This is a genomic window from Actinacidiphila oryziradicis, from assembly GCF_005047355.1.
Lineage (GTDB): Bacteria > Actinomycetota > Actinomycetes > Streptomycetales > Streptomycetaceae > Actinacidiphila > Actinacidiphila oryziradicis.
The window spans coordinates 1-22,893 of record NZ_SUMC01000114.1; the positions used below are offsets into that span (position 1 = coordinate 1).

Below are 22,893 nucleotides of genomic sequence, written 5' to 3' on the forward strand. Positions count from 1 at the left end.
GTAGAGAACAACCATGATCACGGACGCCTGCGGGCTCACTGCGTCCAGGGCGCCGGAACCCCAAGACCGTCGCTCAACGTCACAACCGGGCCAGCGATCCGCCACGTTGCCCGCCTAAATTCGAAGATCCGGTATGGGGCGCCTGGATGGACTGGACCGGCGGTTCGGGGAACCCGGTTGAGAGAAGGGCGCGACCGTGCCCCCGAAGACGCTGGGAGTGTTCCGATGTTGGCCATTGTTGCGGCTGTGGTGTTCGCGATCGCGTTCCTGATCAATGCCACCGGCACTGCGACCGACGCGGTGTTCACCCCCACCAGCCTGTTGCTGGTCGGGCTGACGCTGCTCGCCGCGCACCTCGGCGGTCTCGGCACGAGCTCGGGCTGGTCGGGGTACCGTCGGCGTCGGCGTTAGGGCCTGTCGTCAAGCGGCCTTGGGCGGCGGATTCGCATTTCGGTGGGGTGAGGTGCCCCGAAGTTTCCGGACAGTGCCCCCAACTACAATTGGGGGTGTTGGAGGGGGTCCAGAAATTTCTGGGCTTGTTGAGTTTCTCGGCCTTCAGCCGAATGTCGAGGGCGGGTGGTTCCGGGAGACATGGAGAACTCCGGCTGAAGCGGTCCCTGACGGGTACGGCCGGGCGGGGGCGTTCGCGACGGGTATCTATTACCTTCTGCATCCCGGCGAGGTATCACGGTGGCACCGGGTGCGCTCGGACGAGCTGTGGCTGTGGCACGGGGGCGGGCCGCTTCGGATGCGCCTCGGAGGCCAGGGCGGGACGCCGAACGAGGCGGGGGCTGTCGAGGCGATGGTAGGGGGCGGTATCGAGAGGGGCGAACAGCCACAGTTCCTTGTGCCCGGCGGGTCCTGGCAGACAGCCGAGCCCGCGGGGGAGGAGCCGGTCCTGGTGACGTGCGTGGTCGCCCCGGGCTTCGACTATGAGGACTACGAGGGCGTCCGCCCGGAGTGAGCGCCGGAGCGCGGGCATTACAGGCGCACGTGGTGCTCGATGTCCTCTTTGAAGTCGGTGAGTGCCTGGTCGGTGAGTGTGGGCCGGGTGTCGGCGATGGCGGCGAGGTAGTCCTCGGTGCTGGCCGGCGCGCCTTGGGGGTCGGCGACTTCGCGCTCGAACGCGGTGTGGGAGCCCTTGCGGGCGGCGAACTCGATGTCGGCGGGTGTGAACATCTCGCTGGCCGCCACCAGCCGGTGCAACTCGGTGCCGTCGGCGGCGGGGCCGAGGTAACGCTGCCAGATCGCCGCCCGGGCGACCGGGTCGGGGGGACCGACCGGAATGACGTAGTCGAACCGGCCGGGGCGCAGGAACGCCGGATCGAGGGAGCGGACGGAGTTGGTGGCGCAGATCAGCAGGCGGTCGTCGTGGTCGCGGAAGCCGGGGATCAGCTTGAGCAGTTCGTTGGTGACTCCGTGGCCGGGATCGACGGCCACGCCGGACCGGATGCCGGCGATCTCCTCGACCTCGTCGATGAACAGCAGAACGGTCTCCAGCTCGGCCAGCTCGGCGAACGTCTCCCGTAGCGAGGTGGCCAGGTTCCCGGCGGCTCCCGCCGCGAGCCGGGAGGGGAAGAGTTCCACGAACGGCCACTCCAGCCGGGAGGCGACGGCTTTGGCGAAGCTGGTCTTGCCCGTGCCCGGCGGCCCGAAGAGGATGACCGCCTTCGGCGGCGTCACCCCGTACCGGTCGGCCAGCGCCGGCTCGGCCAGCGGCAGCACGATCCGCCGCTCAATGGCTTCCTTCTCCCGCTCCATCCCCGCGAGGGCACTCCACAAGCCCTGCGGTAGCACCCTCCCGCCGAGCTCCGCGAGCAGACCGGCATCGCTCGCGCCGAGATGCTCGACCTTCTCGTAGTAGATCAATCCGGCGCGAGCGCGATAGCCGGAGTTCTCCAGGGCCGCGGTTCCGGTGGCCCCGGGGGCAAGCAGTGCACCGATCCGGCGTACCCCCTGCATTCGCAGGCGCCGCTCGAGCTCGGCAATCAGGGCGCTGCCGATCCCGCGCTTACGCCACAGCCCTGCCAGCGCCACCAGCATGATCCAGGCCCGCTCGCCCTGGGCCTGCGCCACTGCCATGCCCACCATGTCATCGCCCACCACTGCGACCACGGCGGCCCCACCGGTCCGGGCCGCCGCCATGACCTCAGAGACGGGGAACACGGCGGCTGACTCGTCCGCCTGCCGGTCCTGATCCCAGATCTGGATAGCGCGGTCCAGATCCTCGTCGTGGAAGTCCCGCAATCGCCACGTCGGCATCGCCACCACCTTGCCGGCAGGCCGCCACCGCCTCACTGCCTCACCGGCGCTCTGGTTGCTCCCTACCGAGGCGGCACCCTGCCATACTCATTCTCCGCGCTGATCAGACGTCCGTCGAACCGGCGGGCAGGTCAAGGGCCGAACCGAGGACGCACTGCCGGCCATGCCCTTCCGTGCCTACGTCTTCCGCCCGGCCTACATTCAGCCACGGCATGGCGCACGCCCCCGGACCCGCTCCTACCGTCTGGTGTATGCCTCGACGTCGTGGCTCTACCCCTTGCTGCACCGGCCGTTCCTGCGGCACACGACCACGACGGACACGCTGGGCCGCGCCATGCTCGCAGTGACCAGACCGCAGGGGCGAGGACCGCGCGTTCTCGCCAGCGCGGAGATCAACAGCCTCCGGGCTCGGCCCTGACCATCCCCGCCGCACCCGCGCCGCCCACTGTGGACGCGCGTCAAGTAACTAGGCTAGCACTTGCTTCGTTGCATCTATGTCTACCGCCGAGCAGTCGCTGCCACCCCTGACTCCGGACGAGGAAACGCTGTTGCGCGAGCTCGGCCGGGTGATGATCGTCCTGCCCCGCGCGATCGACGCCGACATGATGCGCGAGCAGCGCCTGCCGCTCTCCGAGTACACGACTTTGATGCATCTGTCCGAGGCCCCGCACCGGCTGATGCGCATGAGCGAGCTCGCCGCCGTCGGCAATGTCTCGCTGAGCGGGATGACCCGCATCGTCACCCGCCTGGAGAAGCAGGGACTGATCGAACGGGTCAGGTGCGACGAGGACGCACGCGGGTGGAACGCCGTCCTCACCGATGCGGGCCTCGCCCGGCTGGAGCAGGCGTGGCCCGCTCACCTGGCCAGTGCCCGGCGCCACGTCTTCGACCACGTCGAAGGCACTGACCTGACCCAGCTCATCCACGCACTGCGGCGCTTCGCGACCTGACCCCCCTGGTGTTGCGCGCCGGCCGGCCACAGCATGCCCCTGGCTGTGCGCCCGAGGACGCTCTCGTCACAAGATCCAAGGAGTACGACATGACCAACCCTTCGACCGGCCAAACAGATGGGGGAGACATCGCGCTTGGGCTGGACACGTTCGGTGATGTGACGAACGACGCCGAAGGCAAGCCGCTGTCGCACGGCCAGACCATCCGCCATCTCGTCGAGGAGGGGGTCCTTGCCGACCGGGCCGGCCTGGACCACTTCGCCATCGGGGAGCACCACACCGACTCGATGCCGCTCTCGGCCGCCGACGTTGTGCTCGCGGCCATCGCGTCGCGCACATCGCACATCCGCCTCGGTTCCGCAGTGACGGTGATCAGCTCCGACGACCCCGTCCGCGTCTTCCAGCGCTACGCCACCCTCGACGCCGTGTCCGGCGGTCGGGCCGAGGTGATCCTCGGCAGGGGATCGAGCACCGAGTCCTTCCCGATCTTCGGCTATGACCTGAGCGACTACGAGGAACTGTTCGAGGAGAAAGTCAGCCTGTTCGCCGAGCTTCTCCAGGAGAAGCCCGTCACCTGGTCCGGCAACACCCGCGCGTCCCTCGACGGACTCTCCATCTACCCGCACAGCGAATCGGGATCGATCCCGACCTGGATCGGCGTCGGCGGCAGCCCCCAGTCGGTCATCCGGACCGCCCGGTACGGGTTCTCGCTGATGCTCGCGATCATCGGGGGCGAGACAGCCCGCTTCGCGCCGTTCTCACAGCTGTTCCAGCAAGCACTGGAGAAGTTCGGACAGCCCCGGCGGCCTGTCGGCGTCCACGCGCCCGGCCATGTCGCCGCCACCGACGAACAGGCAGTGGAGGAGTTCCTGCCCGCCTTCGAAGCCACGATACGAAGCGTGTCCAAGCAGCGCGGTTTCCGCACCCCCACCCGTGAGAGCCTCATGCGCGATGTCGGGCCCGGCGGCGCGCTGCACATCGGATCGCCCGAAACCGTAGCCCGCAAGATCACAGCGACGCTCAAGGACCTCAACGCGACCCGTTTCGATCTGAAATACGGGATGAACGGAATGTCTCACGGCGCGCTCATGACCAACATCGAGCTGTTCGGCACCAAGGTGGCACCGCTGGTACGCGAGATGATGGGCTCCTGACGCCTACGAGCGCGGTGCCGCGTCCGCCTACTGGTCGTCGCTGTGCAGGCCCTGGCCTCCTGTGCCCTGGCTTCGCGCGACAGCGCTGACACGTATCCGGGCCGCGGTGTACTCCCAGGTGGCGTCCGTGCGGTCGTAGTCGAAGGCGGGTTCGCAGTCCAGGGCGATCTCGACGCCGCCGTACACGCAGATGGCGATCCGGACCAGGACGTGGTCGGCGTCGAAGTCGCCGGGGACGCGCCGGTGCAGTGCCGGGCGTTCGCGGGTGCGGTGCCAGGGGCCGACGGCGAGGAAGTCGGTGAGGAGCAGCCAGGCGGTGCGGGTCTGCCCGGTGGTCTCCAGGATCGGGCAGGTAGCGACGGCTGGCAGGTACCTGGGCCTCGGCGGGGCCCAGGCGGAACGAGCCCGCGGACCGGTCGAGAAGGGTGCCGAACACACTCGCGGGCGATCGGCGGAAGCGCCCGTCAACGAGGCGCGCGCGTCAATTCCCGAAGGCGGGACAGGTCGCGCGGGCGCCTTCGTCTGCAACGCGCACGTGGCGTACGAGATCTGGCGAACTGCCGAGCGCCACCGCGGCGTTGGCGTCTAGATTGAACGTATGAACGACGACGCGCCCGCGAAGAGGATCGACACGGCCAAAGCTCACCCCTCGCGGGTGTACGACGTGTTCCTCGGTGGCAAGGACCACTACCCCGTGGACCGGGAAGCCGCCAAGGCCGGCTTCGTGGCCCACCCCCGTGGCTACCTCGACATACGGCACAACCGCGATCTCCTGCGCCGGGCCATCGGCTTCCTCGCCGGGGAGGCGGGCATCCGGCAGTTCCTGGACATCGGTACCGGCCTGCCGACGCAGCGGAACGTCCACCAGATCGCCCAGGGAATCATCCCGGACGCCCGGATCGTGTATGTGGACAACGACCCGGTGGTCCTGGCTCACGCCCGCGCTCTGCTCACCAGCGGTCCGGAGGGCAAGACCGACTACATCGACGCGGACCTGTGCGACCCGGCGACCATCCTCGAACAGGCCGAGAAGACCCTGGACTTCAGCCGGCCGATCGCGCTGGTCCTGCTCGCTGTCCTGCACTTCGTGGAGGACGAGCAGGCCTACAACGCCGTCCGGCGCTTGGTGTCGGCCCTGCCCTCGGGCAGCTACGTGCTGCTCAGCCATCTCACCGCCGATCTCAGCGCGGGGAGCGTCGAGGTCGCCCGCTCCCTCAAGGAGCGCGGGCTCACCTTCATCCTGCGCTCGCGGGAGGAGATCGAACGGTTCGTCACCGAAAACGAGTTGGAGCTGGTCGAGCCCGGCATCGTCCAGGTCCACCGCTGGCGGCCGGACCACGTCTCCGACATCAGCGCGGCGGAGAGGCCGAGCCAGGAGTACATCGACGGTTTGGAGGATCTGGACAAGACGCTGTACCAGGACATCCGCGACGTCACGGACGAGGACATCAACATCTACGGACTGCTTGCGTACAAGCCCTGACCGTTGCCGCTCGAAAGGCCATCGCCGCGGATGGAGAGATGCGGTTCGCTCTGTGGTGAGAGGTGCCCGGCTACCCCATGGCCGGCGAGGTCTGGCTGGAGGGGGGGCGATTTCGCGAGCTGGGTTGTCCTTGCACCCAGCTGGCGCGCGCATATTCGGCTTGTCGGGTAGCGTAAACGGCGTGGGTGCGCTTTGCGACCGTTCAGCAATCTTGTGCTCATCGGCGGCGAACGCTCCTCACCGACGTTCGGGCGGATTCAAATGGCGGCGCCGATCCGGCTCATTGGCCGTGACACCTCCAGCGTTCCGGACTTCCGGGCCTCACGCGGCCGTGGCATCCCATGTCGATTCAATCGAGAGGACCACGCCATGTCTTTCATCACGACGAGAGACGAGACGCAAATTTATTACAAGGACTGGGGAGCGGGGCAGCCTGTCGTGTTCAGCCATGGCTGGCCCCTGAACGCGGACGCCTGGGACCCTCAGACCCAGCTGATGGCGGACAATGGCTTCCGTGCCATCGCCCACGACCGGCGCGGGCATGGACGCTCCGGACAGCCGTGGAACGGGAACGACCTGGACACCTACGCCGACGACCTGGCGCGGCTGATCGAGGATCTGGATCTGCGCAACATCATCCTGGTCGGCCACTCGACCGGCGGCGGCGAGGTGACCCGCTACATCGGCCGCCACGGCACCGACCGGGTCGCCAAGGCCGTCCTCCTCAGCGCGATCCCGCCGCTGATGCTCAAGACGGAGGCGAATCCGGAGGGACTGCCGGTCGAAGTCTTCGACGAGATCCGCAAGGGCGTCGCGACCGACCGCTCGCAGTTCTACCAGGACCTCAGCGCGGCCTTCTACGGTGCCAACCGCACCGGGGCGACCGTCTCCCAGGGCACCCGTGACGCGTTCTGGCTGTGGAGCATGCAGGTGGGAATCAAGGGCTCGTACGACTGCATCAAGGCGTTCTCCGAGACCGACCTCACCGAGGACCTGAAGGGGTTCGACATTCCGACCCTCATCGCGCACGGCGACGACGACCAGATCGTCCCCATCGTGGCGGCCGCCGAGAAATCCTCGAACCTCGTCAAGGACGCCACGCTGAAGGTGTACCCGGGAGCCCCGCACGGCCTGTCGATGGTCGCTCCGTTCAAGGACGTGTTCGACGCCGATCTGCTGGCCTTCGCACGCAGCTGAGCGGCAGGACATCAGCCCCTGCCGGCTGCACGGCCGGGGTCTCCGGCCTGTCTGCCGTCCAGGTCCGAGCCGGCAAGGCAGTAGCGGACTTTGATCGATGCGACAAGAGGAGTCACTGAGGAGAAGAGATGACGGCACGCCCTCCATTTCCCCCGTTCACCCGCGAGACGGCCATGGAAAAAGTCCGACTGGCGGAGGACGGCTGGAACACCAGGGACCCCGAAAAAGTGGCGCTTGCCTACTCGGAGGATTCACGTTGGCGGAACCGGGCGGAGTTTGCGACCGGACACGACGAAATCGTGGCGTTCCTCAAGCGGAAGTGGTCCAGGGAGCTCGACTACCGGCTGATCAAGGAACTGTGGGCCTTCACCGAAAACCGGATCGCCGTCCGCTTCGCCTACGAATGGCACGATGACTCGGGCAATTGGTTCCGCTCCTACGGAAACGAGAACTGGGAGTTCGACGAGCAGGGCCTGATGCGACTCAGATACGCCTGCATCAATGACCTGCCCATCCAGGGGGCGGAGCGGAAATACCACTGGCCTCTGGGGCGTCGCCCGGATGACCACCCGGAGCTGAGCGACCTCGGCCTCTGAGCGGTCGCTACGCGTCCGGTGGTCCGGAAGGGCAGCCCGCCCGGACGGCGCCCGGGAGCACGGCGGTCTCGCAGGTGTGGCCGACGCCGGTGCGGCAGGACCACCTGGCGGCATGAGGTGCCGGGGCTGGGAGCGTAGGTCCACGGCCAGGCCGCGCAGGGTGCGGATCAGGGACGCCGGTACGCGGACCGGCGGTTCCTCCGGCGCCGGACCCGGAGCCGGGGGAGTGGACCGTCCGTCGGCGGCGGTTCCACGCCGACCGCTAGGGGGGTTCCCGTGCCGGATCGCACACCAGTTGCTCAGGGCCGCACGCGGGTTGCTACAGTGCGCCCGTGTCCGCCTCCTCACGTGATTCCCTGGCCGGTGCCGGCTGGCAGAGCCAGAAGCCCGGTTCCTACCGGGAGCTGATGCCGGCTCATGTGGCGAAACTGTCGTGGCTGAACCCGGCCACTTTGTGGAAGGCACGCAACGGTCCGCTCGCCGCGCTGTTGGGCGACCCGACCGGAACCGACCGACAGCGTTGGGTGCGGGGCCAGTTGGACCGCGGAGCTGCCACCGCGGACCTGGTGATCGAGCGCGACGACCCCGACGAGTACTCCTTCATCTACATCGCGGACACCGGCGAGGGCGACGATCCGCAGTACGCCGTGGTGCCCGGCCTGCTGAAGGCCGGGGCCGGCACCCGCTATGCCGTGCTCTCCAGCGACGTCATCTATCCCGTCGGCAGTGCCAACGAATACGGCACCAAGTTCTTCCAGCCCTACCGGGACTACGACGCCCCGATCTACGCCGTCCCCGGAAACCACGACTGGTACGACGGTCTCACCGGCTTCATGCGGGTCTTCTGCCGCGCCCCGGCGCTGCCGCCCGCAGCCCGCCCGCGGCCGCTGACGGCAGCCTGGTGGCGGACGCTGCTGTGGAAGAGCCCCGATGAACCGGACGACGCCCGCCTGGACGAGGCCCGGCTGATGCGGTCCGCCGCCTCGCAGGCGGCGTCCCAGCCCGGACCGTACTGGGCGCTCGACTCGGGCCCGATACGGATCATAGGCATCGACACCGGGCTGCTCGGCGGCATCGACCGGGAACAGGGCGAGTGGCTGCGGCGGGTCTCTCTGGGGTCCCGGCCCAAGATCCTCGTCACCGGCTCGCCCATATATGTGGACGGCGAGCACCACCCGTGCGCCATCGAGGGCGGCGGCACGGTCGACGAGATCGTCCGCGATCCGACCCGCAACTTCGTAGCGGCGATCGGTGGCGACATTCACAACTACCAGCACTACCCAGTCGACGTGGACGGCCGCAGGATCGAGTACGTCGTCTCCGGCGGCGGCGGGGCCTTCATGCACGCCACCCACACCATCCCCCGGGTGGCGGTCGGCGGCGTCACCGAGGAACAGTTCCGCTGCTACCCGATGCGCGGCGACTCCCTGGCGTTCTACAGCAGGCTCTATGGGCGCCGGCTGCGGATGCGCCGCCTGTTCGACCTGACTCCGGACGAGGCGTCGGCGGTCATCGCCCGGCGTCTGGCCGTCAAGCCCATCCGGGCCACCGGCGCCCCCGTGACCTTGCGTACCCGCTTCGTCGCGACCGTGTTGGGCGTCGCCCCACGCCCGCACCGCAGGGCCCGCGTGCGGCTCCCCGTCCGCAGGGCGCTCACCCAGGTGCTCTCGCCGGGCTCGGCCACCTACAGCCCGCCGTTCTTCAAGAGCTTTCTGCGCCTGGATGTCAGCCCGACCGCTGTGCGGGTGCGGTGCTTCGCCGCCACCGGCTTGCGGGACCAGGAGCTCGACCCGCCGGTCGAGGACGATTTCCTCATCGCGCTGCCGCCGACCGACGGCGCCTGATCTTCCGCGGGATCGCCACGTCCGTTGGGTAGGCGACCTGCGGCCCGGCGCCCCGGACCGACCCGTCCGCGTGCGCGTACCTCGTCTACACCTCCGGCTCGACCGGAAAACCCGAGGGGACCCTCGTCAGCCACCTCGCCCTGGCCAACGCTGCCGCGCACTTCGTCGCCGGACTCGGCGCCGGTACTGCGGTGGCCGGGTGGTGGTCGCCCCCGATGCGGCCAGGACCGACGGCACGGTGCTGCGTGACCTGGTCGAACGGCACGACGTCCGGACCGTCCAGGCGACCCCGACGACCTGGCGGGCCGTCCTCGACCGGGTCGGCCCCGCGCTCGACTCGACGGCCGAGAGGTCCTCTGCGGCGACGAACCCGTACCCGTCCGGCTGGCCCAGCAACTCCTCGCGGCCGGCTGCGAAACCCCACCACGCCTACGGCCCGACTGAGACCACCATCTGGTCGACGTCCGCCGTGCTCTCCGGCCCGCTCGGCGCCCGGCTCGACATCGGCCGCCCCATCCGCAACAGCGTACGACCTGCTGTCCAAGAACTTCGGCCCCGGCTTCAACGGCCCGCTGACCGTCGTCGTGAACGCCAAGGGCAGCGGTGTCCGAAGGCTGAGGCTCGCGCCGGCCTTCGGCAAGGGAGCCGGCCGTCAGGGTGGCAACTGCGACGCGCAACGTGCTCGTCGTCACCGGCACCGGGGGCGTGAGGGTGCGTGGTGGACCACACGCATTGGCCGGCTGACGGAGTGTGCGAGAGGCGCCAGAATGCTGGGGCGCTTCTCAAGCCCGTAGGGCTGGCGCCCCATGGCCTGCTGTTCAACCGTCGAGCGTGGTGCTGGGCTCCTCCGGCGGCATGTTGTACGGGGTCACGACCTGGATGGCGGACGGCAGGGAGGGCGCGGTGCCGGCGGGCAGGGCGCGGTGGGCCTGCATGATGATCTGGCAGGCGCGGCGCATGTCCTGGCGCAGGTCGTGGTGGAGTACTGCGGAGAGCCGTCGCCGGCGGAGCAGGCGCGTGTTGTCGTGGTCGAGATCGTGCGCGATGAAAACCGCGCATTCGCGGTCCAGAGCCCCGAACGCCTCCAGGGTGGCGATGTTGCCGCCGCCGATCGAGTAGACCGCCCGGATGTCGGAGTCGCGTTTCAGAGCGTCGAGGACCAGTTCGCGCTGGGTAGCGTCCAGTCCCTGGCCCTCGGTCATCTCGACCAGGGTGCGTTGCGGATGCAGTGTGCGCATGGCGCTGCGGAAGCCCATCTCACGTTCCTCCTCACCACGGAAGAAGCCGCTGCTGAGGCTGGTGAGCACATTGCCGGGCCGGTCGCCGAGCCACTGGCCGATGAGGTACGCGGCGGTGGCGCCGGCTGCCCGGTTGTCGATGCCTACGTACGCGAGCCGGCTGCTCGCCGGAAGGTCGGTGACGAGGGTCACCACGGGAATGCCGGCGGTGGTGAGGCGGCCGACGGCAGCGGTGACCTCGGGGAGGTCCGGGGCCTTGAGGATCACTCCCTGGGACTGGGACTGCCGCTTCGTGGCGAGCCGGTCGAGGGTGGCGACCAGCTCGCCGACGGGGCCGGTCTCGCGGAAGTGGAAGCGTGAGCGCATGACGGCCGGGTGCAGCGCGGGCAGTTCCGCTTCCAGTGCGCCCTGCACGGTGGAGGAGAACCGTTCGGGTGCCTGCATCACGATGTCGATCAGGAAGGAACGGCCGCCGAGGCGGATCTGGTCCCGTTGACGGTGCAGGTCGGTGATGGCCTGCTGCACCTCCCGTGCGGTGCTCTCGCGGACTCCGCCACGGTTGTTCAGGACCCGGTCGACGGTGGCCTCGCTCAGCCCTGCCTGACGGGCGATCTCCCTGATCGGGTAGGGGTGGGACGGCACGTCGCGCTCCTTTGAGGGCTATTTGATGGCTTCCTGGTGGTTGATTGCGGGGTGCGCGTTAACAAGAATGACATCAATCCGTCGCCGTCATCCTCGAAAGGACGACCGATGTCCCTCACCACCGAAGGCCGCCGGACCTGGCTGTCCGAGAACGATTGCGACCTCGACGGCTTCCGCGCCCTGGTCGAGCAGCGCACCGACCCGCGCGACTACCCGTACGCCGCCCGTGCGGAGCGGAATGTCCTGCTCTACGACGGCGACCGGTTGCGCGCCGCCGCTGCCACTCGGGCGGGTCGCCGGGACGTACAGGCCGAGCTGGTCCGGGCACTCACCGACGGCCCCGGCATCGTGGTCTTCCGGCGGGCCTTCCCCGACCTGTCGGTCGTGGACCGGGCCACCGGCGCGTTCAACGCGCTGATCGCCGACCAACGGGCGTCGGGCGCAACGGCGGGCGACCACTTCGCCAGGCCCGGCGCGAACGACCGGGTGTGGAACGCCATGGGGAAGATGGCGCTGCGCGACCCGGAGGCGTTCACCGACTACTACGCCAACGACATCGTCGCCCTGGTCTCCACAGCCTGGCTCGGCCCCGGCTACCAGATCACCTCGCAGGTCAACGTGGTCAACCCGGGCGGCGCCGCCCAGACGGTGCACCGTGACTACCACCTGGGCTTCCTCCCCAACGACGTGGCAGCCGCCTACCCCGCCCACGTCCATCGCCTCTCGCCGGTGCTGACCCTCCAGGGCGCGGTCGCGCACTGCGACATGCCCGTCGAGTCCGGCCCGACGATGTATCTGCCGCACTCCCAGAAGTACGAGCCCGGCTACCTGGCCTGGCGGCTGCCGGAGTTCCACGAGTACTTCGAGGCGAACCACATCCAGCTGCCGCTGGCCAAGGGCGACGCGGTCTTCTTCAACCCTGCCCTCTTCCACGCCGCCGGGACCAACCGCTCCGCCGGCATCAAGCGCATGGCGAACCTGCTCCAGGTCTCCTCCGCCTTCGGCCGCGCCATGGAGACGGTGAACCGGGAGGCGATGGTGAACGCGGTCTTCCCGGTGCTGCTGAAGCGCAAGGCCGAAGGCGCCGGGCGGGACTGGCTGGAGGCCGTGGTCTCGGCCTGCGCTGAGGGCTATCCGTTCCCCACCAACCTCGACATCGACCCGCCGGTCGACGGCCTGGCCCCGCTGTCCCAGGCGGACATCGTCCGCCGCGCGGTCAACGATGGCTGGACCCCCAACGCTCTGCGCGACGAACTTCGGGCCGGCGCCAAGCGCCGCGAGAGCTGAGCCGAGCCGAGCCGAGGAGAAAGATCACTCATGGGACTTCTTGAGGGCAGAATCGTCCTCGTCAACGGTGGCACCCAGGGCATAGGCGCGGCCGTCGCCCGCGCTGCCGCCCGCGAGGGCGCCGTCGTGGCCGTCACCGGACGACGTCCTGAACTCGGCGAGGCCCTGGTGGCCGAGCTGGCCTCCTCCAGCCCCGACGGCTGGGAGGGCCCCTCATCCGGTGCCAAGGCCATGTTCGTACGGGCCGACCTGGCCGACGCCGAACAGGCGAAGGCCGCCGTGGCGCAGTTGATCGCCGCGCACGGCCGCATCGACTGCCTGGTCAACTCGGCTGGGCTCACCTCCCGCGGGTCGCTGCTGGACACCACTCCGGAGCTGTTCGACGCGCATATCGCGGTCAACCTCAAAGGCCCGTTCTTCGCCATGCAGGCAGCCGTCGCCGACATGGTGGCGCGGAAGGCGCCCGGCACAATCGTCAACATCATCTCCAACTGCGCGCACGGCGGCCCTCCCTTCCTGGCCCCGTACTCCGCGGCCAAGGCCGGACTCGCGGGCCTGACACGCAACGCCGCCCACGCCCACCGCTGGGACCGGATCCGGATCAACGGCCTGAACATCGGCTGGACCGCGACCGAGGGTGAGGACGCGACCCAGCGCACCTTCCACGGCGCGGGGGACGACTGGCGCGACGAAGCCGCCCGCGGGCTGCCGATGGGCAGACTCGGCCAGCCCGACGAGATCGCCGATTTCGTCGTCCTGCTTCTCTCCGACCGCTCCGGTGTGGTCACCGGCTCGGTCATCGACTGGGACCAGAACGTCCTCGGCGGACTCGACTAAGAGGCCGCGCGAATAGGTGGGGTGGAGGAAGGAGCGGGGCGATGGGCAAGTCTGGCAAGGCGGAGGTGGGGGCACCTCCTGGGGGCACCTCCCGGCCGAAGGCTGGGGGAGGTAGCTGGGGGAGGAGGCGACGCGATGGGGGTGCCCCCTGCTCGAGCGGAGCCGAGAGCTTGGTGGGGGCACCTCCCGGACGGAGTCTGGGGGAGAGTCGTCGACCGACACCGACGGCAACACTTCCAGACTCCGCCCATCGGCACGCGACGCCGCCCCACCTATTCGCGCGGCCTCTAAAGATCAAGGAGCGGTATCACCCATGCGTATCGGAATCATGGGCCTCGGCAGGATCGGCGCGTTCCACGCGGAGACGCTGGCCGGGCTGGACCAGGTCGGGTCCATCGTCGTCACCGACCCGTTCGCGGACGCGACGGCTGTCGCCGCGCGGTTCGGCGCTGAGGTGGCGGACTCGCCGGAGGCGGTGCTGGCCGCCGGGGTGGACGGCGTCGTCATCGCCGCCGCGACCGACGCCCACCCGGGCCTGCTCCTCGCCGCCGTCGAGGCGGGTGTCCCGGTCTTCTGCGAGAAACCCGTCGCCCGCACGATGAAGGACGCCGTCGAGGTACTGAACGCCGTCCAAGCGGGCCACGTGGAGATCCAGATCGGCTACAACCGCCGCTTCGACGCCGGGTTCGTCGCCGCCCGCGCCGCCGTCATCAGCGGCGAATTGGGCCCGCTGCACACCGTACGGTCCACCACCCTGGACCCCGCGCCGCCCCCGCCCGCGTACGTCGCCGCCTCCGGCGGCATCTTCCGCGACTGCTCGGTCCACGACTTCGACATCATCCGCTGGGTCACCGGCCGCCAGGTCACTGAGGTCTACGCCACCGGAAGCAACCGGGGCGCCGACTACATCGCCGCCGCGGGCGACGCCGACACCACCGCCGCGATCCTCACCATGGACGACGGCACCCTTGCCTTGGTCTCCAACAGCCGCCACAATGCGCGCGGTTACGACGTCCGCCTGGAGCTGCACGGCTTTACCGACAGCATCGCCGTCGGTCTGGAGGACAAGCTCCCGCTACGCTCTGTCGAACCCGGCGTCACATTCCCGGCAGACACCCCGCACGACTTCTTCATGGACCGCTTCGCCGCCGCCTACCGCGCCGAACTCACCGCCTTCACCGAGGTCGTCGCCGGGCGCCGTCCGTCCCCCTGCACCGTCGCCGACGCACTCGAGGCGGGCTGGATCGCCGAGGCCTGCACCCTGTCGCTGCGCGAGCACCGAACCATAACGATCGAAGAGGTACGCACCGCATGACAGTACGAACCGAGCCGTTGCGCATCGGAGTGCTGGGCGCCGCCCGCATCTCCCAACAGTCCATCGTCGGACCGGCCCGCGCGACCGGCCATCGCCTCGTAGCGGTGGCCGCCCGCGACCGCTCCCGCGCCGAGTCCTTCGCCGCCGAGCACGGCGTCGAACGGGTCCTCGGCTCGTACGCCGATCTGGTCGCCGACCCCGAGGTCGAGGCCGTCTACAACCCCCTCGCGAACGGACTGCACGGGCCGTGGAACCTCGCCGCCCTCGCGGCGGGCAAACATGTCCTCACCGAGAAACCTTCCGCGAGCAACGCGGAGGAGGCCGCCGAGGTCCGTAACGCCGCCGCCAAGGCGGGCACGGTCTTCATGGAGGGTTTCCACTATCTCTTCCACCCGGTGACCAGGCGCCTGCACGAACTGCTGGCCTCCGGAGAACTCGGAGAACTCCGGCACGTCGAGACAGTGGTCTCCATCCCTGCCCCGCCCGCCACCGACCCCCGCTGGTCGCTGGCCCTGGCCGGCGGCGCCCTGATGGACCTCGGCTGCTACAGCCTGCACGCCCAGCGCATGCTCGCCCCCTTCGCCGGCGGCCCGCCCCGTCTGGTCGCCGCCCAGGGCTCTCCGCGCGTGGGCGCGCCGGACGTGGACGAGTGGCTGGACGCCGAACTGGCCTTCCCCGGCGGCGCCACCGGGTCCGCGCGCTGCCACATGGCGTACGAGCGGACGCGGATGACCTGCCGGCTCGTGGGCTCCCGTGGTGATGCGACCGCGGCCAACTTCGTCCTGCCGCATCTGGACGACCGCGTCACTGTCCGGACCCCGGCGGGCGAACGCGTCGAGGAGCTGGGCAGACGCTCCTCGTACACGTATCAACTGGAGGCGTTCGCCGCCGCCATACGCGAAACCACCCCGCCCCCGCTCGACGCGGATGACGCCCTGGCCACCATGGCGCTGATCGACGACTGCTACCGCGCCGCCGGATTCCCGCCCCGGCCGCGCACGTCGGTGCCGGTGTAGGCGCGGTGATGACGAAGTCGGGGCCGGTGAAGACCATGATCTCGCCGGTCTCCACCACTTCGCTGGTGGCGGTGAGTTCGGCGTGCTCGACGTAGCGGACGGTCTTGAAGACGGCGAAGAGGGTGTCGTCGTAGCGTTCGACTTTGGGGCGCTGGTGGGCGTGGACGGCGTCCTCGACGGCCAGCGGGTGGAGGCCGAAGAGCTCGGCGATGCCGGCGAACTCCTCCTGGGTGGGTTCGTGCAGTCCTATCCATACGAAGCCGTTGCCGGGCTTCTTGCGGACCTGCCTGATCGCTTCGTGCGCCGGGCAGTCGCCGGTCTGGCGTACGCCGTCGCGATAGACCACGCAGTTCACCACGGCGCTGCCGAGCGGAGACCTGGGTGGCTGAGATCCACGCCCCGGTGGCGCAGGTGTGGCATGCGGACCGCTTTCCGGAGGTTCCGGATGTTGGGGATCATCGACACGGCGGACTCCTACGGCTGGCTGAGCTGCCAGGATGCCGAGCCGAAATGTGTCGTGGCAGGGAGGGAGGCGCCGGGTTCCGTGCGGCCCGGCCCTCCGGCGTCAGGGTTCCGTAAAGACCCTGGAAGTGGGCGCCTGGTGGTCGCAACGCGCCGGTCCGTGCGCGCGACGGGCGTGGACGCTCCTGCGGCGCGATGCCGAACGGTACGGGCACTCCATTCGGGCTTCCTTCAGGCCGTGGTCCAACGCGCGCTCCAGCAGCCCGGGGTCCGCCTCGGCCTTCGGAAGGTCATCGGAGATCTCGATGGCGAGGCCCCGGTCCACTTTGGTCCCGGGCAGACTGGTGACAGCCGCCTGAAGGACATCCCGGACGGCTGTCGGACGCAGTCACCTCTGGACTGCGGTCGGCGCTCGTGCGACGGCTATCCGAGCAGCAGGCCGGCGCCCAGAAGAATGAAGACGGTGCCCGCGCCCACCATCGTGTACTCCAGTGTTGCCCGCTCGCGTCCGTGGAGCTGCAGTTCGCGGGGGTCGTAGGGGTCGTATCTGACGAGTACGAGACTGCCCTCGGCCAGGGGATGACGCTTGGAAGGGGGCGCGGGTGAGCCGACCTCAATGACCCGGCCGTCCTCGGTCTGGTACTGCAGCAGCGGCCGTACGCTGTCCTCGCCGGCAGCCGGGCCGGCACGTTTGACCAGCGCCCACACGTTCACGCCCACGCGGCGCAGGCGGCGGATTCCCCGTAGCCCGGAAAGGCCCGCCAGCAGTGCCGCCGCGCCGCTCGCGGCGGTGAATACAGCCATCGTGACGACGGCTCCGTCCGGCATCCGTGGGTCTCCCTCCGCTGCGGGATCTGCCCTTCCAGTGTGCGCCAGGCGGGCGGGGCCAGGGCCGCGCCTGTCCGGCCCTCCGTCACAACTGAACACTGGTCCCTGCCGCCTGGTCACCGGCCGTCAGCTGCTCCGGGACGTCCGGGGCCCCGATCGCGAACCCGGCATCGGCTACCGCTTCGAGCCATGAGCGTACGCACGCACCACTACTCCAGCCCCGAGGCACTGAGGACCGCCCGAGCCGTCTCGCCGTCGATCCTCCCCCAGCTACCGTTGGGAGGTGCCCCACCGCCAGCTCCTGCAGTACGCCGGTCCCGGACCGCAGCATCCCGCGCTCGCGCGAGCGGCGGGCGCCTGCGTCCAGCAGATGCCAGAGCAGCGGGTTGGCGGCGAGGACTTGAGGGGTGAGCTCCACACGCCCGCCGTAGGCGTCCCGCAGGACCAGCCGCTGCGCGACGGGGCCGCACGAATACAGCGCCACCAGGGCGTCCGTACATACCCGCCGCTCGCGCACGGATCCCCGTACCGCCAGCCATCCCTCGACCGCGGTGACGCGCGGCGGCAGGAGTACGGCGAACACCATGGCGCCCAGTACGGCCCGGCCGCAGCACCTATCGCATTCCCTCGGCCAGCGGCCCGAGCGACAGGGCCGGGAAGAAGTTGAGCAGGGCGAGGACGAGGGCGGCCGCAGTGGCCAGGACGACGAAGTTGACGCCCTGGGCGCGGAGCGTGCCGACCGTGACGACACCTGGCTGCTGTCTGCCGAGCCGTCCTGCCAGGGCCAGGACGAAGACGATCGGCACATAGCGGCCTATCAGCATCGCCGCGACCATGAGCAGGTTGTGGAAGTCGGTGGCGCCGTTGAAGCCTGCCATGGCGCTGCCGTTGCTGTTGACGTTGCTGGTATAGGCGTAGATCAGCTCGCTGAGGCCGTGCGGGCCGGTGTTGCCCATGGAGGAGCGGCCCTGTGGCAGTGCCACCGCGATCGCCGAGCACGCCAGGATCGCGGTGGGCGCGACCAGGGCGTACAGCACCACGTAGCGCATCTCGCCGAACCCGATCCGTTTGCGCAGGTATTCGGGCGTGCGGCCGATCATGAGGCCGCCGATGAACACAGCCACCATGACGGCCATGAGCAGGCCGTACAGTCCGCTGCCGGTGCCGCCGGGGGCGATCTCGCCGAGCATCATCGCGGCCATGAGCACGCCGCCGCCGAGGCTGGAGAAGCTGTCGTACGAGGCGTTGGCCGCGCCGTCCGCCGACCCTGTGGCCGAGATACCGAATAGGGTGCTGCCGGGGATGCCGAAGCGAGTCTCGGTGCCCTCGCTCTGTCCGCCGACGGCTGCGGTGACGGTGCCGGTGTGGGCGCTCTGCGCCAGGGTCCCTGCGGCGAGCAGCAGGCCGAACAGGATGCCGACGACGGCGAGGAGTGTCCAGCTCTGCTTGAGGCTGCCGATCATGCGGCCGTAGGTGCGGATGAAGGCGGTCGGGATCAGCAGCATCAGCACGATCTCGATGGTGTTGGTCCAGGCCGAGGGGTTCTCGTACGGGTGGGCGCTGTTGGCGTTGAAGATGCCGCCTCCGTCGCCCGAGAAAAGCTTGAGCCCTTCCCAGGAGCCCGCCGGGCCGCCGAGCAGGGTCTGCTGACCGCCCGCCACGGTGGTGACGGTGTGCGCCCCGCCGAGGTTCTGCTCGACACCGAGCGCGATCAGCAGCAGGCCGGAGACGACCGCGAGCGGCAGCAGGACGCGGAAGACGGTGCGTATCAGGTCGACCCAGAAGTTGCCGAGGTCGTCGGTGCCGCGCCGGACCAGGCCGCGGACAAGAGCGAGGGCGGCACAGATGCCGACGGCGGCGGAGGCGAAGGCCTGGGTGCCCAGGCCCGCCATGACGGCGAGATGACCGGTGGTGGACTCGCCGGCGTAGTTCTGCCAGCTGGTGTTGGAGGTGAAGCTGACGGCCGTGTGGAGTGCGAGCCGCCACGGCATGCCCCCGTGGCCGGTCGACCACGGCAGTTTACCCTGGAGGGTGAACAGGGCGAAGAGCGCCGCGATACTCATGAAGGAGAAGGCCAGCAGTGCCACCAGGTAGTGCCGCCAGGTCTGTTCCTTGTCCGGGTCGATGCCGCACACCCGGTAGAGGGCCTTCTCGGCCCGCCAGTGTCTGCCGCCGCCGTCGGTGTCGAGCATGCGGGCCATGTGGTCGCCGAGCGGGACGTGCAGCCCCACCACGACGGCGATGACGAGTGATGCCTGGATCCAGGCCGTCATGGTCAGGCCCCCTGCTTCGGGTAAGTGTGGTCGAGGGCGAGGTTGAGTTCGACGACATTCACGACGGGTTCGCCGAGCACGCCCAACGCCCTGCCGGTGGTGTAGTTCTTGACCAGCATCAGGACATTGGCCTGGCTGGTGCTGCGTTCGCGGGCGACGCGTGGGGCCTGGAGCTTGGCGTACGCGGGGCTGATGTCCGGGTCGAGGCCGCTGCCGCTCGCGGTGACCGCGTCGGCGGGCACGACTGGATTCGCCGGGGCGCTGCCGCGTACGGGCACGGTCACGGTGCCGCTGTAGTCCTGGCCGGGCTTGGCGCACACCACCGTGACGCCCTTGTAGGAGGACAGGAACGGCTTCGCCGGGCAGGCCTGGTTGAGGCTGACGGCCCGGGTGACGCGGCCGCTGGTGCCGTGGTCGTAGGAGACGCCGAGGACCGCGCCGACCCCGTCCGCCGTGCAGTACGGGCGCGAGCCGTCGACATGCTCCAATTCACCGACCTGCTTGCTGCGGGCGCACACCTGCGTGAGCAGGCTCGGCTTGCCCGGCGTGCCCTTGGTGGGGAGGGTGTCCACGACGCTTTCGGGGCCCTGGTTCCCGGCGCCGGAGGCCGTGGCGTCGTAGCCGGCACCGGCGTTGGAAGGCCGGGACTGGAAGTACCTGGGGATCGGGTTGCCTTGTTTGTCGGTGAAGGACTGGCCGATCAGCGAACTGCCGACGGTCCTGCCGTCCGAGCCGGTGACCAGGGAGCCCTGCGCGCTGTGGCGCAGTCCGGGCACTTGGGCGATCGCGGTCATCGCCAGCGGGTAGGCCAGGCCCACCAGCAGGGTCAGGACGAGCACCACCCGGGCGGCGGCGAGGTTCTGGGAGGCCCAGTGCGGGAGTCGTGTGGTGGGTGTCATGGTCAGATCCCCGGAATGAACTGGAAGATGGCGACGTCGATGAGCTTGATGGCCACGAACGGCACGATGACCCCGCCGAGCCCGTAGACCCACAGGTTGCGGGTGAGCAGGGCGGACGCGCTGCTGGGCCGGTAGCGCACTCCGCGCAGGGCCAGCGGGATCAGCGCGACGATGACCATCGCGTTGAAGATCACGGCGGACAGGATCGCGGACAACGGCGAGTGCAGCCGCATGATGTTCAGCGCATCCAGCCCCGGGTACACCCCGCCGAACATCGCGGGGAGGATCGCGAAGTACTTGGCGATGTCATTGGCGATGGAGAACGCGGTCAGCGCCCCGCGCGTGATGAGGAGTTGCTTGCCGATCTCCACGATCTCGATGATCTTCGTGGGGTCGGAGTCGAGGTCGACCATGTTGCCGGCCTCCTTGGCGGCCGACGTGCCGGTATTCATCGCCACGCCGACATCCGCCTGCGCCAGCGCCGGGGCGTCGTTGGTGCCGTCGCCGGTCATCGCGATCAGGTGCCCCCCGGCCTGCTCGCGTTTGATCAGGGCCAGCTTCTCCTCGGGGGTGGCCTCGGCCAGGAAGTCGTCGACGCCCGCCTCCTCGGCGATCGCCTTCGCCGTCACGGGGTTGTCGCCGGTAACCATGACCGTACGAATGCCCATCCGGCGAAGCTCTGCGAAGCGGTCGCGCAGCCCCGGCTTGACGACATCCTTCAGGTGGACGATGCCCAGCATCCGGGCCGGCTCGCTACCGCTACCGCTGCCGGCCTCGGCGACGGCCAGCGGCGTACCGCCGGAGGCCGACACCTGCTCGACGTAATCCTCCAGGATGGCCGGTATCGCGCCGCCCTGCTCGTGAACCCACTGCACGACCGCAGCCGCCGCGCCCTTGCGCAGCCTCCGCCCGTCCGGGAGGTCCACCCCCGACATCCGGGTAATGGCGCTAAAGGACACCCACTCAGCGCCGTCGGGCACCTCCAGGGATGGCAACTGGTAGTGCCCGCGTGCGTAGTCGACGATCGAGCGGCCCTCGGGAGTTTCGTCGGCGAGACTGGACAGCAGCGCGGCCCTGGCCAGCCGCCCGGCCGGGACGGCCCCGACCGGCAGGAATGCGGATGCCTGCCGGTTGCCGTAGGTGATGGTGCCGGTCTTGTCGAGCAGGAGGGTGTTCACATCACCCGCCGCTTCGACGGCACGCCCGGACATCGCCAGGACGTTGCGCTGGACCAGCCGGTCCATGCCCGCGATTCCGATCGCGGAGAGCAGCGCCCCGATGGTCGTCGGGATCAGGCACACCAGCAGCGAGACCAGCACGATGCCGGTGACACCGTCCGCGGACAGCGCCGCCGTGTCGGGCGCAGCCCCCATGAATCCCTTGGAGAAGATCGCCATGGGCTGCAAGGTCACGACTGCCATCAGGAAGACGAAGGTCAGCATGACCAGCAGTAGATTCAGCGCCAGCTCGTTGGGGGTCTTCTGCCGGTTGGCGCCCTCGACCAGCGTGATCATCCGGTCCAGGAAGCTGTCGCCCGGCTCCTGTGTGACCCTCACGGTGATCCGGTCGGAGAGCACCCGGGTGCCACCGGTGACCGCGCTGCGGTCACCGCCCGACTCGCGGATGACGGGGGCCGACTCGCCGGTGATCGCCGACTCGTCGACGCTCGCCACACCCTCGATGACGTCGCCGTCCCCGGGGATCAGCTCGCCGGCCGGCACTGCCACGATGTCCCCGCGCCGGAGTTCCGCCGCCGGGACGGTCTCCTCGAAGTACGCGTCCGTCGGCGCGCCCGGTTCCCAGCCGACCAGTCGGTGGGCCGTGGTCTGCTGCCGGGTGCGGCGCAGGGAATCGGCCTGCGCCTTGCCCCGGCTCTCGGCGACGGCCTCGGCAAGGTTGGCGAAGACCACTGTCAGCCATAGCCAGCCGGTGATCAGCCAGCCGAAGAGGCTGGGCCGGGCGATCGCGATTCCGGTGGTGAGCGCTGCACCCACCTCGGTGACGAACATGACAGGATTGCGCAGCAGCGTCAGCGGGTCGAGCTTGCGCAACGCCTCCGGGAGCGCGCGCCACAGCTGCTTCGGGTCGAGCATTCCGGCGCTGACGCGGCGCGGCCGGTCGTCGGTACCGGGTGGCTGGGTCTCCAGCTCGGGGGCGCGGCTGGTGGCCGGTGCGGAGGCGGTCATCAGGAGCGCTCCGAGAAGATCAGGGCGTAGACCAGGTAGCCCGTCAGGGAGCACGCGACGATCAGGCCGACAGTGTTCTCGACGCTCATCGGGACCACGTCCGTCGGTGTCTGCACAGCATGGGGGACTCACTTAACGGTGGAAGGGCTCCGGGCGGACGGTGGGGGAGCCGTCCGCCCGGAGGGCTGGGGGAGACGAGGGGGTACGCGCGGAGGGGTGGCGGTTACAGTCCGATGTCGCGCAGGCTCATGTCGGCCAGTGATTCGCGGCGTACGAGGACCCGGGCGCGGCCGTCGGTGACCGCGACGACGGGCGGGCGGCCGACGAGGTTGTAGGCGGAGGCCATGGCCAGGTGGTAGGCGCCGGCTACGGGGACGGCGAGCAGGTCGCCCGGGTGTATGTCGCCGGGCAGTGGTACGCCGTC

Annotated in this window: 22 protein-coding genes and 4 pseudogenes; 15 read left to right on the plus strand and 11 right to left on the minus strand. The window is 69.5% G+C overall.

The features are described 5' to 3' along the window. Nucleotides 1-225: 225 nt before the first annotated feature. Entirely contained in the window at nt 226-411 is a 186-nt protein-coding gene (locus FCI23_RS46680) for a hypothetical protein (protein ID WP_136730098.1), read from the plus strand. 73 nt (nt 412-484) lie between these two features. Then, nucleotides 485-964, plus strand: coding sequence for a cupin domain-containing protein (locus FCI23_RS46685; RefSeq protein ID WP_246144721.1), 480 nt, complete (start codon nt 485-487; stop codon nt 962-964). Between the two features lie 17 nt (nt 965-981). Here the strand turns inward: FCI23_RS46685 and FCI23_RS46690 are convergent, their stop codons facing one another. Then, nucleotides 982-2,262: an ATP-binding protein gene (locus tag FCI23_RS46690; RefSeq protein WP_136730099.1), complete on the minus strand. Its 1,281-nt coding sequence runs from the start codon at nt 2,260-2,262 to the stop codon at nt 982-984. Nucleotides 2,263-2,425: 163 nt separating this feature from the next. Here FCI23_RS46690 and FCI23_RS46695 point away from each other — a divergent pair, with 163 nt between their 5' ends. From FCI23_RS46695 to FCI23_RS46705, 3 genes are all read left to right on the plus strand, one after another. Then, nucleotides 2,426-2,680 carry a hypothetical protein gene (locus FCI23_RS46695; protein WP_136730100.1) on the plus strand — a complete coding sequence of 85 codons (255 nt, stop codon included), beginning with the start codon at nt 2,426-2,428 and terminating at the stop codon, nt 2,678-2,680. 76 nt (nt 2,681-2,756) lie between these two features. Then, a complete protein-coding gene (locus tag FCI23_RS46700; protein WP_136730101.1) occupies nt 2,757-3,212 on the plus strand; it encodes a MarR family winged helix-turn-helix transcriptional regulator in 456 nt (151 codons plus the stop codon). Nucleotides 3,213-3,301: 89 nt separating this feature from the next. Continuing rightward, entirely contained in the window at nt 3,302-4,366 is a 1,065-nt protein-coding gene (locus FCI23_RS46705; RefSeq protein WP_136730102.1) for an LLM class flavin-dependent oxidoreductase, read from the plus strand. A gap of 27 nt (nt 4,367-4,393) precedes the next feature. Here FCI23_RS46705 and FCI23_RS46710 read toward each other — a convergent pair whose 3' ends face one another. Beyond that, a complete protein-coding gene (locus FCI23_RS46710) occupies nt 4,394-4,804 on the minus strand; it encodes a hypothetical protein (RefSeq protein WP_136730103.1) in 411 nt (136 codons plus the stop codon). Nucleotides 4,805-4,964: 160 nt separating this feature from the next. Between FCI23_RS46710 and FCI23_RS46715 the strand changes: the two genes are divergently transcribed. From FCI23_RS46715 to FCI23_RS64330, 6 genes and pseudogenes are all read left to right on the plus strand, one after another. Continuing rightward, nucleotides 4,965-5,849, plus strand: a complete 885-nt coding sequence (locus FCI23_RS46715; protein ID WP_136730104.1) for an SAM-dependent methyltransferase — start codon at nt 4,965-4,967, stop codon at nt 5,847-5,849. 369 nt (nt 5,850-6,218) lie between these two features. Continuing rightward, complete coding sequence (locus tag FCI23_RS46720; RefSeq protein ID WP_136730105.1) at nt 6,219-7,046, plus strand: alpha/beta fold hydrolase; 828 nt, start codon at nt 6,219-6,221, stop codon at nt 7,044-7,046. Between the two features lie 128 nt (nt 7,047-7,174). Then, nucleotides 7,175-7,642: a nuclear transport factor 2 family protein gene (locus FCI23_RS46725; RefSeq protein ID WP_136730106.1), complete on the plus strand. Its 468-nt coding sequence runs from the start codon at nt 7,175-7,177 to the stop codon at nt 7,640-7,642. A 332-nt stretch (nt 7,643-7,974) separates the two neighbouring features. Further along, nucleotides 7,975-9,486, plus strand: a complete 1,512-nt coding sequence (locus FCI23_RS46730) for a metallophosphoesterase family protein (RefSeq protein ID WP_136730107.1) — start codon at nt 7,975-7,977, stop codon at nt 9,484-9,486. Between the two features lie 59 nt (nt 9,487-9,545). Then, nucleotides 9,546-9,638 (plus strand): annotated as a pseudogene (locus FCI23_RS64325) (AMP-binding protein); the annotation flags it as partial. Nucleotides 9,639-9,682: 44 nt separating this feature from the next. Further along, nucleotides 9,683-10,195, plus strand: a pseudogene (locus FCI23_RS64330) (AMP-binding protein); the annotation flags it as partial. A gap of 109 nt (nt 10,196-10,304) precedes the next feature. On the opposite strand, the gene FCI23_RS46740 reads toward FCI23_RS64330, so the two are convergent. After that, entirely contained in the window at nt 10,305-11,366 is a 1,062-nt protein-coding gene (locus FCI23_RS46740; RefSeq protein ID WP_136730109.1) for a LacI family DNA-binding transcriptional regulator, read from the minus strand. A 108-nt stretch (nt 11,367-11,474) separates the two neighbouring features. Here FCI23_RS46740 and FCI23_RS46745 point away from each other — a divergent pair, with 108 nt between their 5' ends. The 4 genes from FCI23_RS46745 (at nt 11,475) to FCI23_RS46760 (ending at nt 15,821) form a co-directional block, all read left to right on the plus strand. Continuing rightward, nucleotides 11,475-12,653: a phytanoyl-CoA dioxygenase family protein gene (locus tag FCI23_RS46745; protein ID WP_136730110.1), complete on the plus strand. Its 1,179-nt coding sequence runs from the start codon at nt 11,475-11,477 to the stop codon at nt 12,651-12,653. Between the two features lie 30 nt (nt 12,654-12,683). Beyond that, on the plus strand, nt 12,684-13,490 hold the full coding sequence (locus tag FCI23_RS46750) for an SDR family oxidoreductase (protein ID WP_136730111.1): 807 nt from the start codon (nt 12,684-12,686) through the stop codon (nt 13,488-13,490). 313 nt (nt 13,491-13,803) lie between these two features. After that, nucleotides 13,804-14,805 (plus strand): Gfo/Idh/MocA family protein, encoded by a 1,002-nt coding sequence (locus FCI23_RS46755; protein ID WP_136730112.1) that lies wholly within the window; start codon nt 13,804-13,806, stop codon nt 14,803-14,805. Further along, nucleotides 14,802-15,821, plus strand: a complete 1,020-nt coding sequence (locus tag FCI23_RS46760; RefSeq protein WP_136730113.1) for a Gfo/Idh/MocA family protein — start codon at nt 14,802-14,804, stop codon at nt 15,819-15,821. The genes FCI23_RS46755 and FCI23_RS46760 overlap by 4 nt, the downstream gene beginning before the upstream one ends. 4 nt (nt 15,822-15,825) lie before the next feature. Here FCI23_RS46760 and FCI23_RS46765 read toward each other — a convergent pair. From FCI23_RS46765 to FCI23_RS46800, 8 genes and pseudogenes are all read right to left on the minus strand, one after another. Next, nucleotides 15,826-16,280: pseudogene (locus FCI23_RS46765) on the minus strand (CorA family divalent cation transporter); the annotation flags it as partial. A 426-nt stretch (nt 16,281-16,706) separates the two neighbouring features. Next, entirely contained in the window at nt 16,707-17,111 is a 405-nt protein-coding gene (locus FCI23_RS46770; protein WP_136730114.1) for a DUF3592 domain-containing protein, read from the minus strand. Between the two features lie 85 nt (nt 17,112-17,196). Next, nucleotides 17,197-17,697, minus strand: coding sequence for a hypothetical protein (locus FCI23_RS46775; RefSeq protein ID WP_211265781.1), 501 nt, complete (start codon nt 17,695-17,697; stop codon nt 17,197-17,199). A gap of 28 nt (nt 17,698-17,725) precedes the next feature. Next, nucleotides 17,726-19,384, minus strand: a complete 1,659-nt coding sequence (gene kdpA, locus FCI23_RS46780) for a potassium-transporting ATPase subunit KdpA (protein ID WP_136730115.1) — start codon at nt 19,382-19,384, stop codon at nt 17,726-17,728. Between the two features lie 2 nt (nt 19,385-19,386). Then, nucleotides 19,387-20,283 carry a potassium-transporting ATPase subunit C gene (locus FCI23_RS46785; protein WP_136730116.1) on the minus strand — a complete coding sequence of 299 codons (897 nt, stop codon included), beginning with the start codon at nt 20,281-20,283 and terminating at the stop codon, nt 19,387-19,389. Between the two features lie 2 nt (nt 20,284-20,285). Beyond that, nucleotides 20,286-22,469, minus strand: a complete 2,184-nt coding sequence (gene kdpB / locus FCI23_RS46790) for a potassium-transporting ATPase subunit KdpB (RefSeq protein ID WP_136730117.1) — start codon at nt 22,467-22,469, stop codon at nt 20,286-20,288. Then, nucleotides 22,469-22,558, minus strand: coding sequence for a potassium-transporting ATPase subunit F (locus tag FCI23_RS46795; RefSeq protein WP_136730118.1), 90 nt, complete (start codon nt 22,556-22,558; stop codon nt 22,469-22,471). Before FCI23_RS46795 ends, kdpB begins: the two co-directional genes overlap by 1 nt. Before the next feature lie 134 nt (nt 22,559-22,692). Next, nucleotides 22,693-22,893: pseudogene (locus tag FCI23_RS46800) on the minus strand (diaminopimelate decarboxylase); the annotation flags it as partial.

What these genes read in the sequence shown, in the direction of transcription:
- FCI23_RS46680 (WP_136730098.1), top strand. Translation starts at nt 226, where the DNA reads ATGTTGGCCATTGTTGCGGCTGTGGTGTTCGCGATCGCGTTCCTGATC.
- FCI23_RS46690 (WP_136730099.1), bottom strand. Translation starts at nt 2,262, where the DNA reads ATGCCGACGTGGCGATTGCGGGACTTCCACGACGAGGATCTGGACCGC.
- FCI23_RS46695 (WP_136730100.1), top strand. Translation starts at nt 2,426, where the DNA reads ATGCCCTTCCGTGCCTACGTCTTCCGCCCGGCCTACATTCAGCCACGG.
- FCI23_RS46700 (WP_136730101.1), top strand. Translation starts at nt 2,757, where the DNA reads ATGTCTACCGCCGAGCAGTCGCTGCCACCCCTGACTCCGGACGAGGAA.
- FCI23_RS46705 (WP_136730102.1), top strand. Translation starts at nt 3,302, where the DNA reads ATGACCAACCCTTCGACCGGCCAAACAGATGGGGGAGACATCGCGCTT.
- FCI23_RS46715 (WP_136730104.1), top strand. Translation starts at nt 4,965, where the DNA reads ATGAACGACGACGCGCCCGCGAAGAGGATCGACACGGCCAAAGCTCAC.
- FCI23_RS46720 (WP_136730105.1), top strand. Translation starts at nt 6,219, where the DNA reads ATGTCTTTCATCACGACGAGAGACGAGACGCAAATTTATTACAAGGAC.
- FCI23_RS46725 (WP_136730106.1), top strand. Translation starts at nt 7,175, where the DNA reads ATGACGGCACGCCCTCCATTTCCCCCGTTCACCCGCGAGACGGCCATG.
- FCI23_RS46745 (WP_136730110.1), top strand. Translation starts at nt 11,475, where the DNA reads ATGTCCCTCACCACCGAAGGCCGCCGGACCTGGCTGTCCGAGAACGAT.
- FCI23_RS46750 (WP_136730111.1), top strand. Translation starts at nt 12,684, where the DNA reads ATGGGACTTCTTGAGGGCAGAATCGTCCTCGTCAACGGTGGCACCCAG.
- FCI23_RS46755 (WP_136730112.1), top strand. Translation starts at nt 13,804, where the DNA reads ATGCGTATCGGAATCATGGGCCTCGGCAGGATCGGCGCGTTCCACGCG.
- FCI23_RS46760 (WP_136730113.1), top strand. Translation starts at nt 14,802, where the DNA reads ATGACAGTACGAACCGAGCCGTTGCGCATCGGAGTGCTGGGCGCCGCC.
- FCI23_RS46770 (WP_136730114.1), bottom strand. Translation starts at nt 17,111, where the DNA reads ATGCCGGACGGAGCCGTCGTCACGATGGCTGTATTCACCGCCGCGAGC.
- FCI23_RS46775 (WP_211265781.1), bottom strand. Translation starts at nt 17,697, where the DNA reads ATGGTGTTCGCCGTACTCCTGCCGCCGCGCGTCACCGCGGTCGAGGGA.
- kdpA (WP_136730115.1), bottom strand. Translation starts at nt 19,384, where the DNA reads ATGACGGCCTGGATCCAGGCATCACTCGTCATCGCCGTCGTGGTGGGG.
- FCI23_RS46785 (WP_136730116.1), bottom strand. Translation starts at nt 20,283, where the DNA reads ATGACACCCACCACACGACTCCCGCACTGGGCCTCCCAGAACCTCGCC.
- kdpB (WP_136730117.1), bottom strand. Translation starts at nt 22,469, where the DNA reads ATGACCGCCTCCGCACCGGCCACCAGCCGCGCCCCCGAGCTGGAGACC.
- FCI23_RS46795 (WP_136730118.1), bottom strand. Translation starts at nt 22,558, where the DNA reads ATGAGCGTCGAGAACACTGTCGGCCTGATCGTCGCGTGCTCCCTGACG.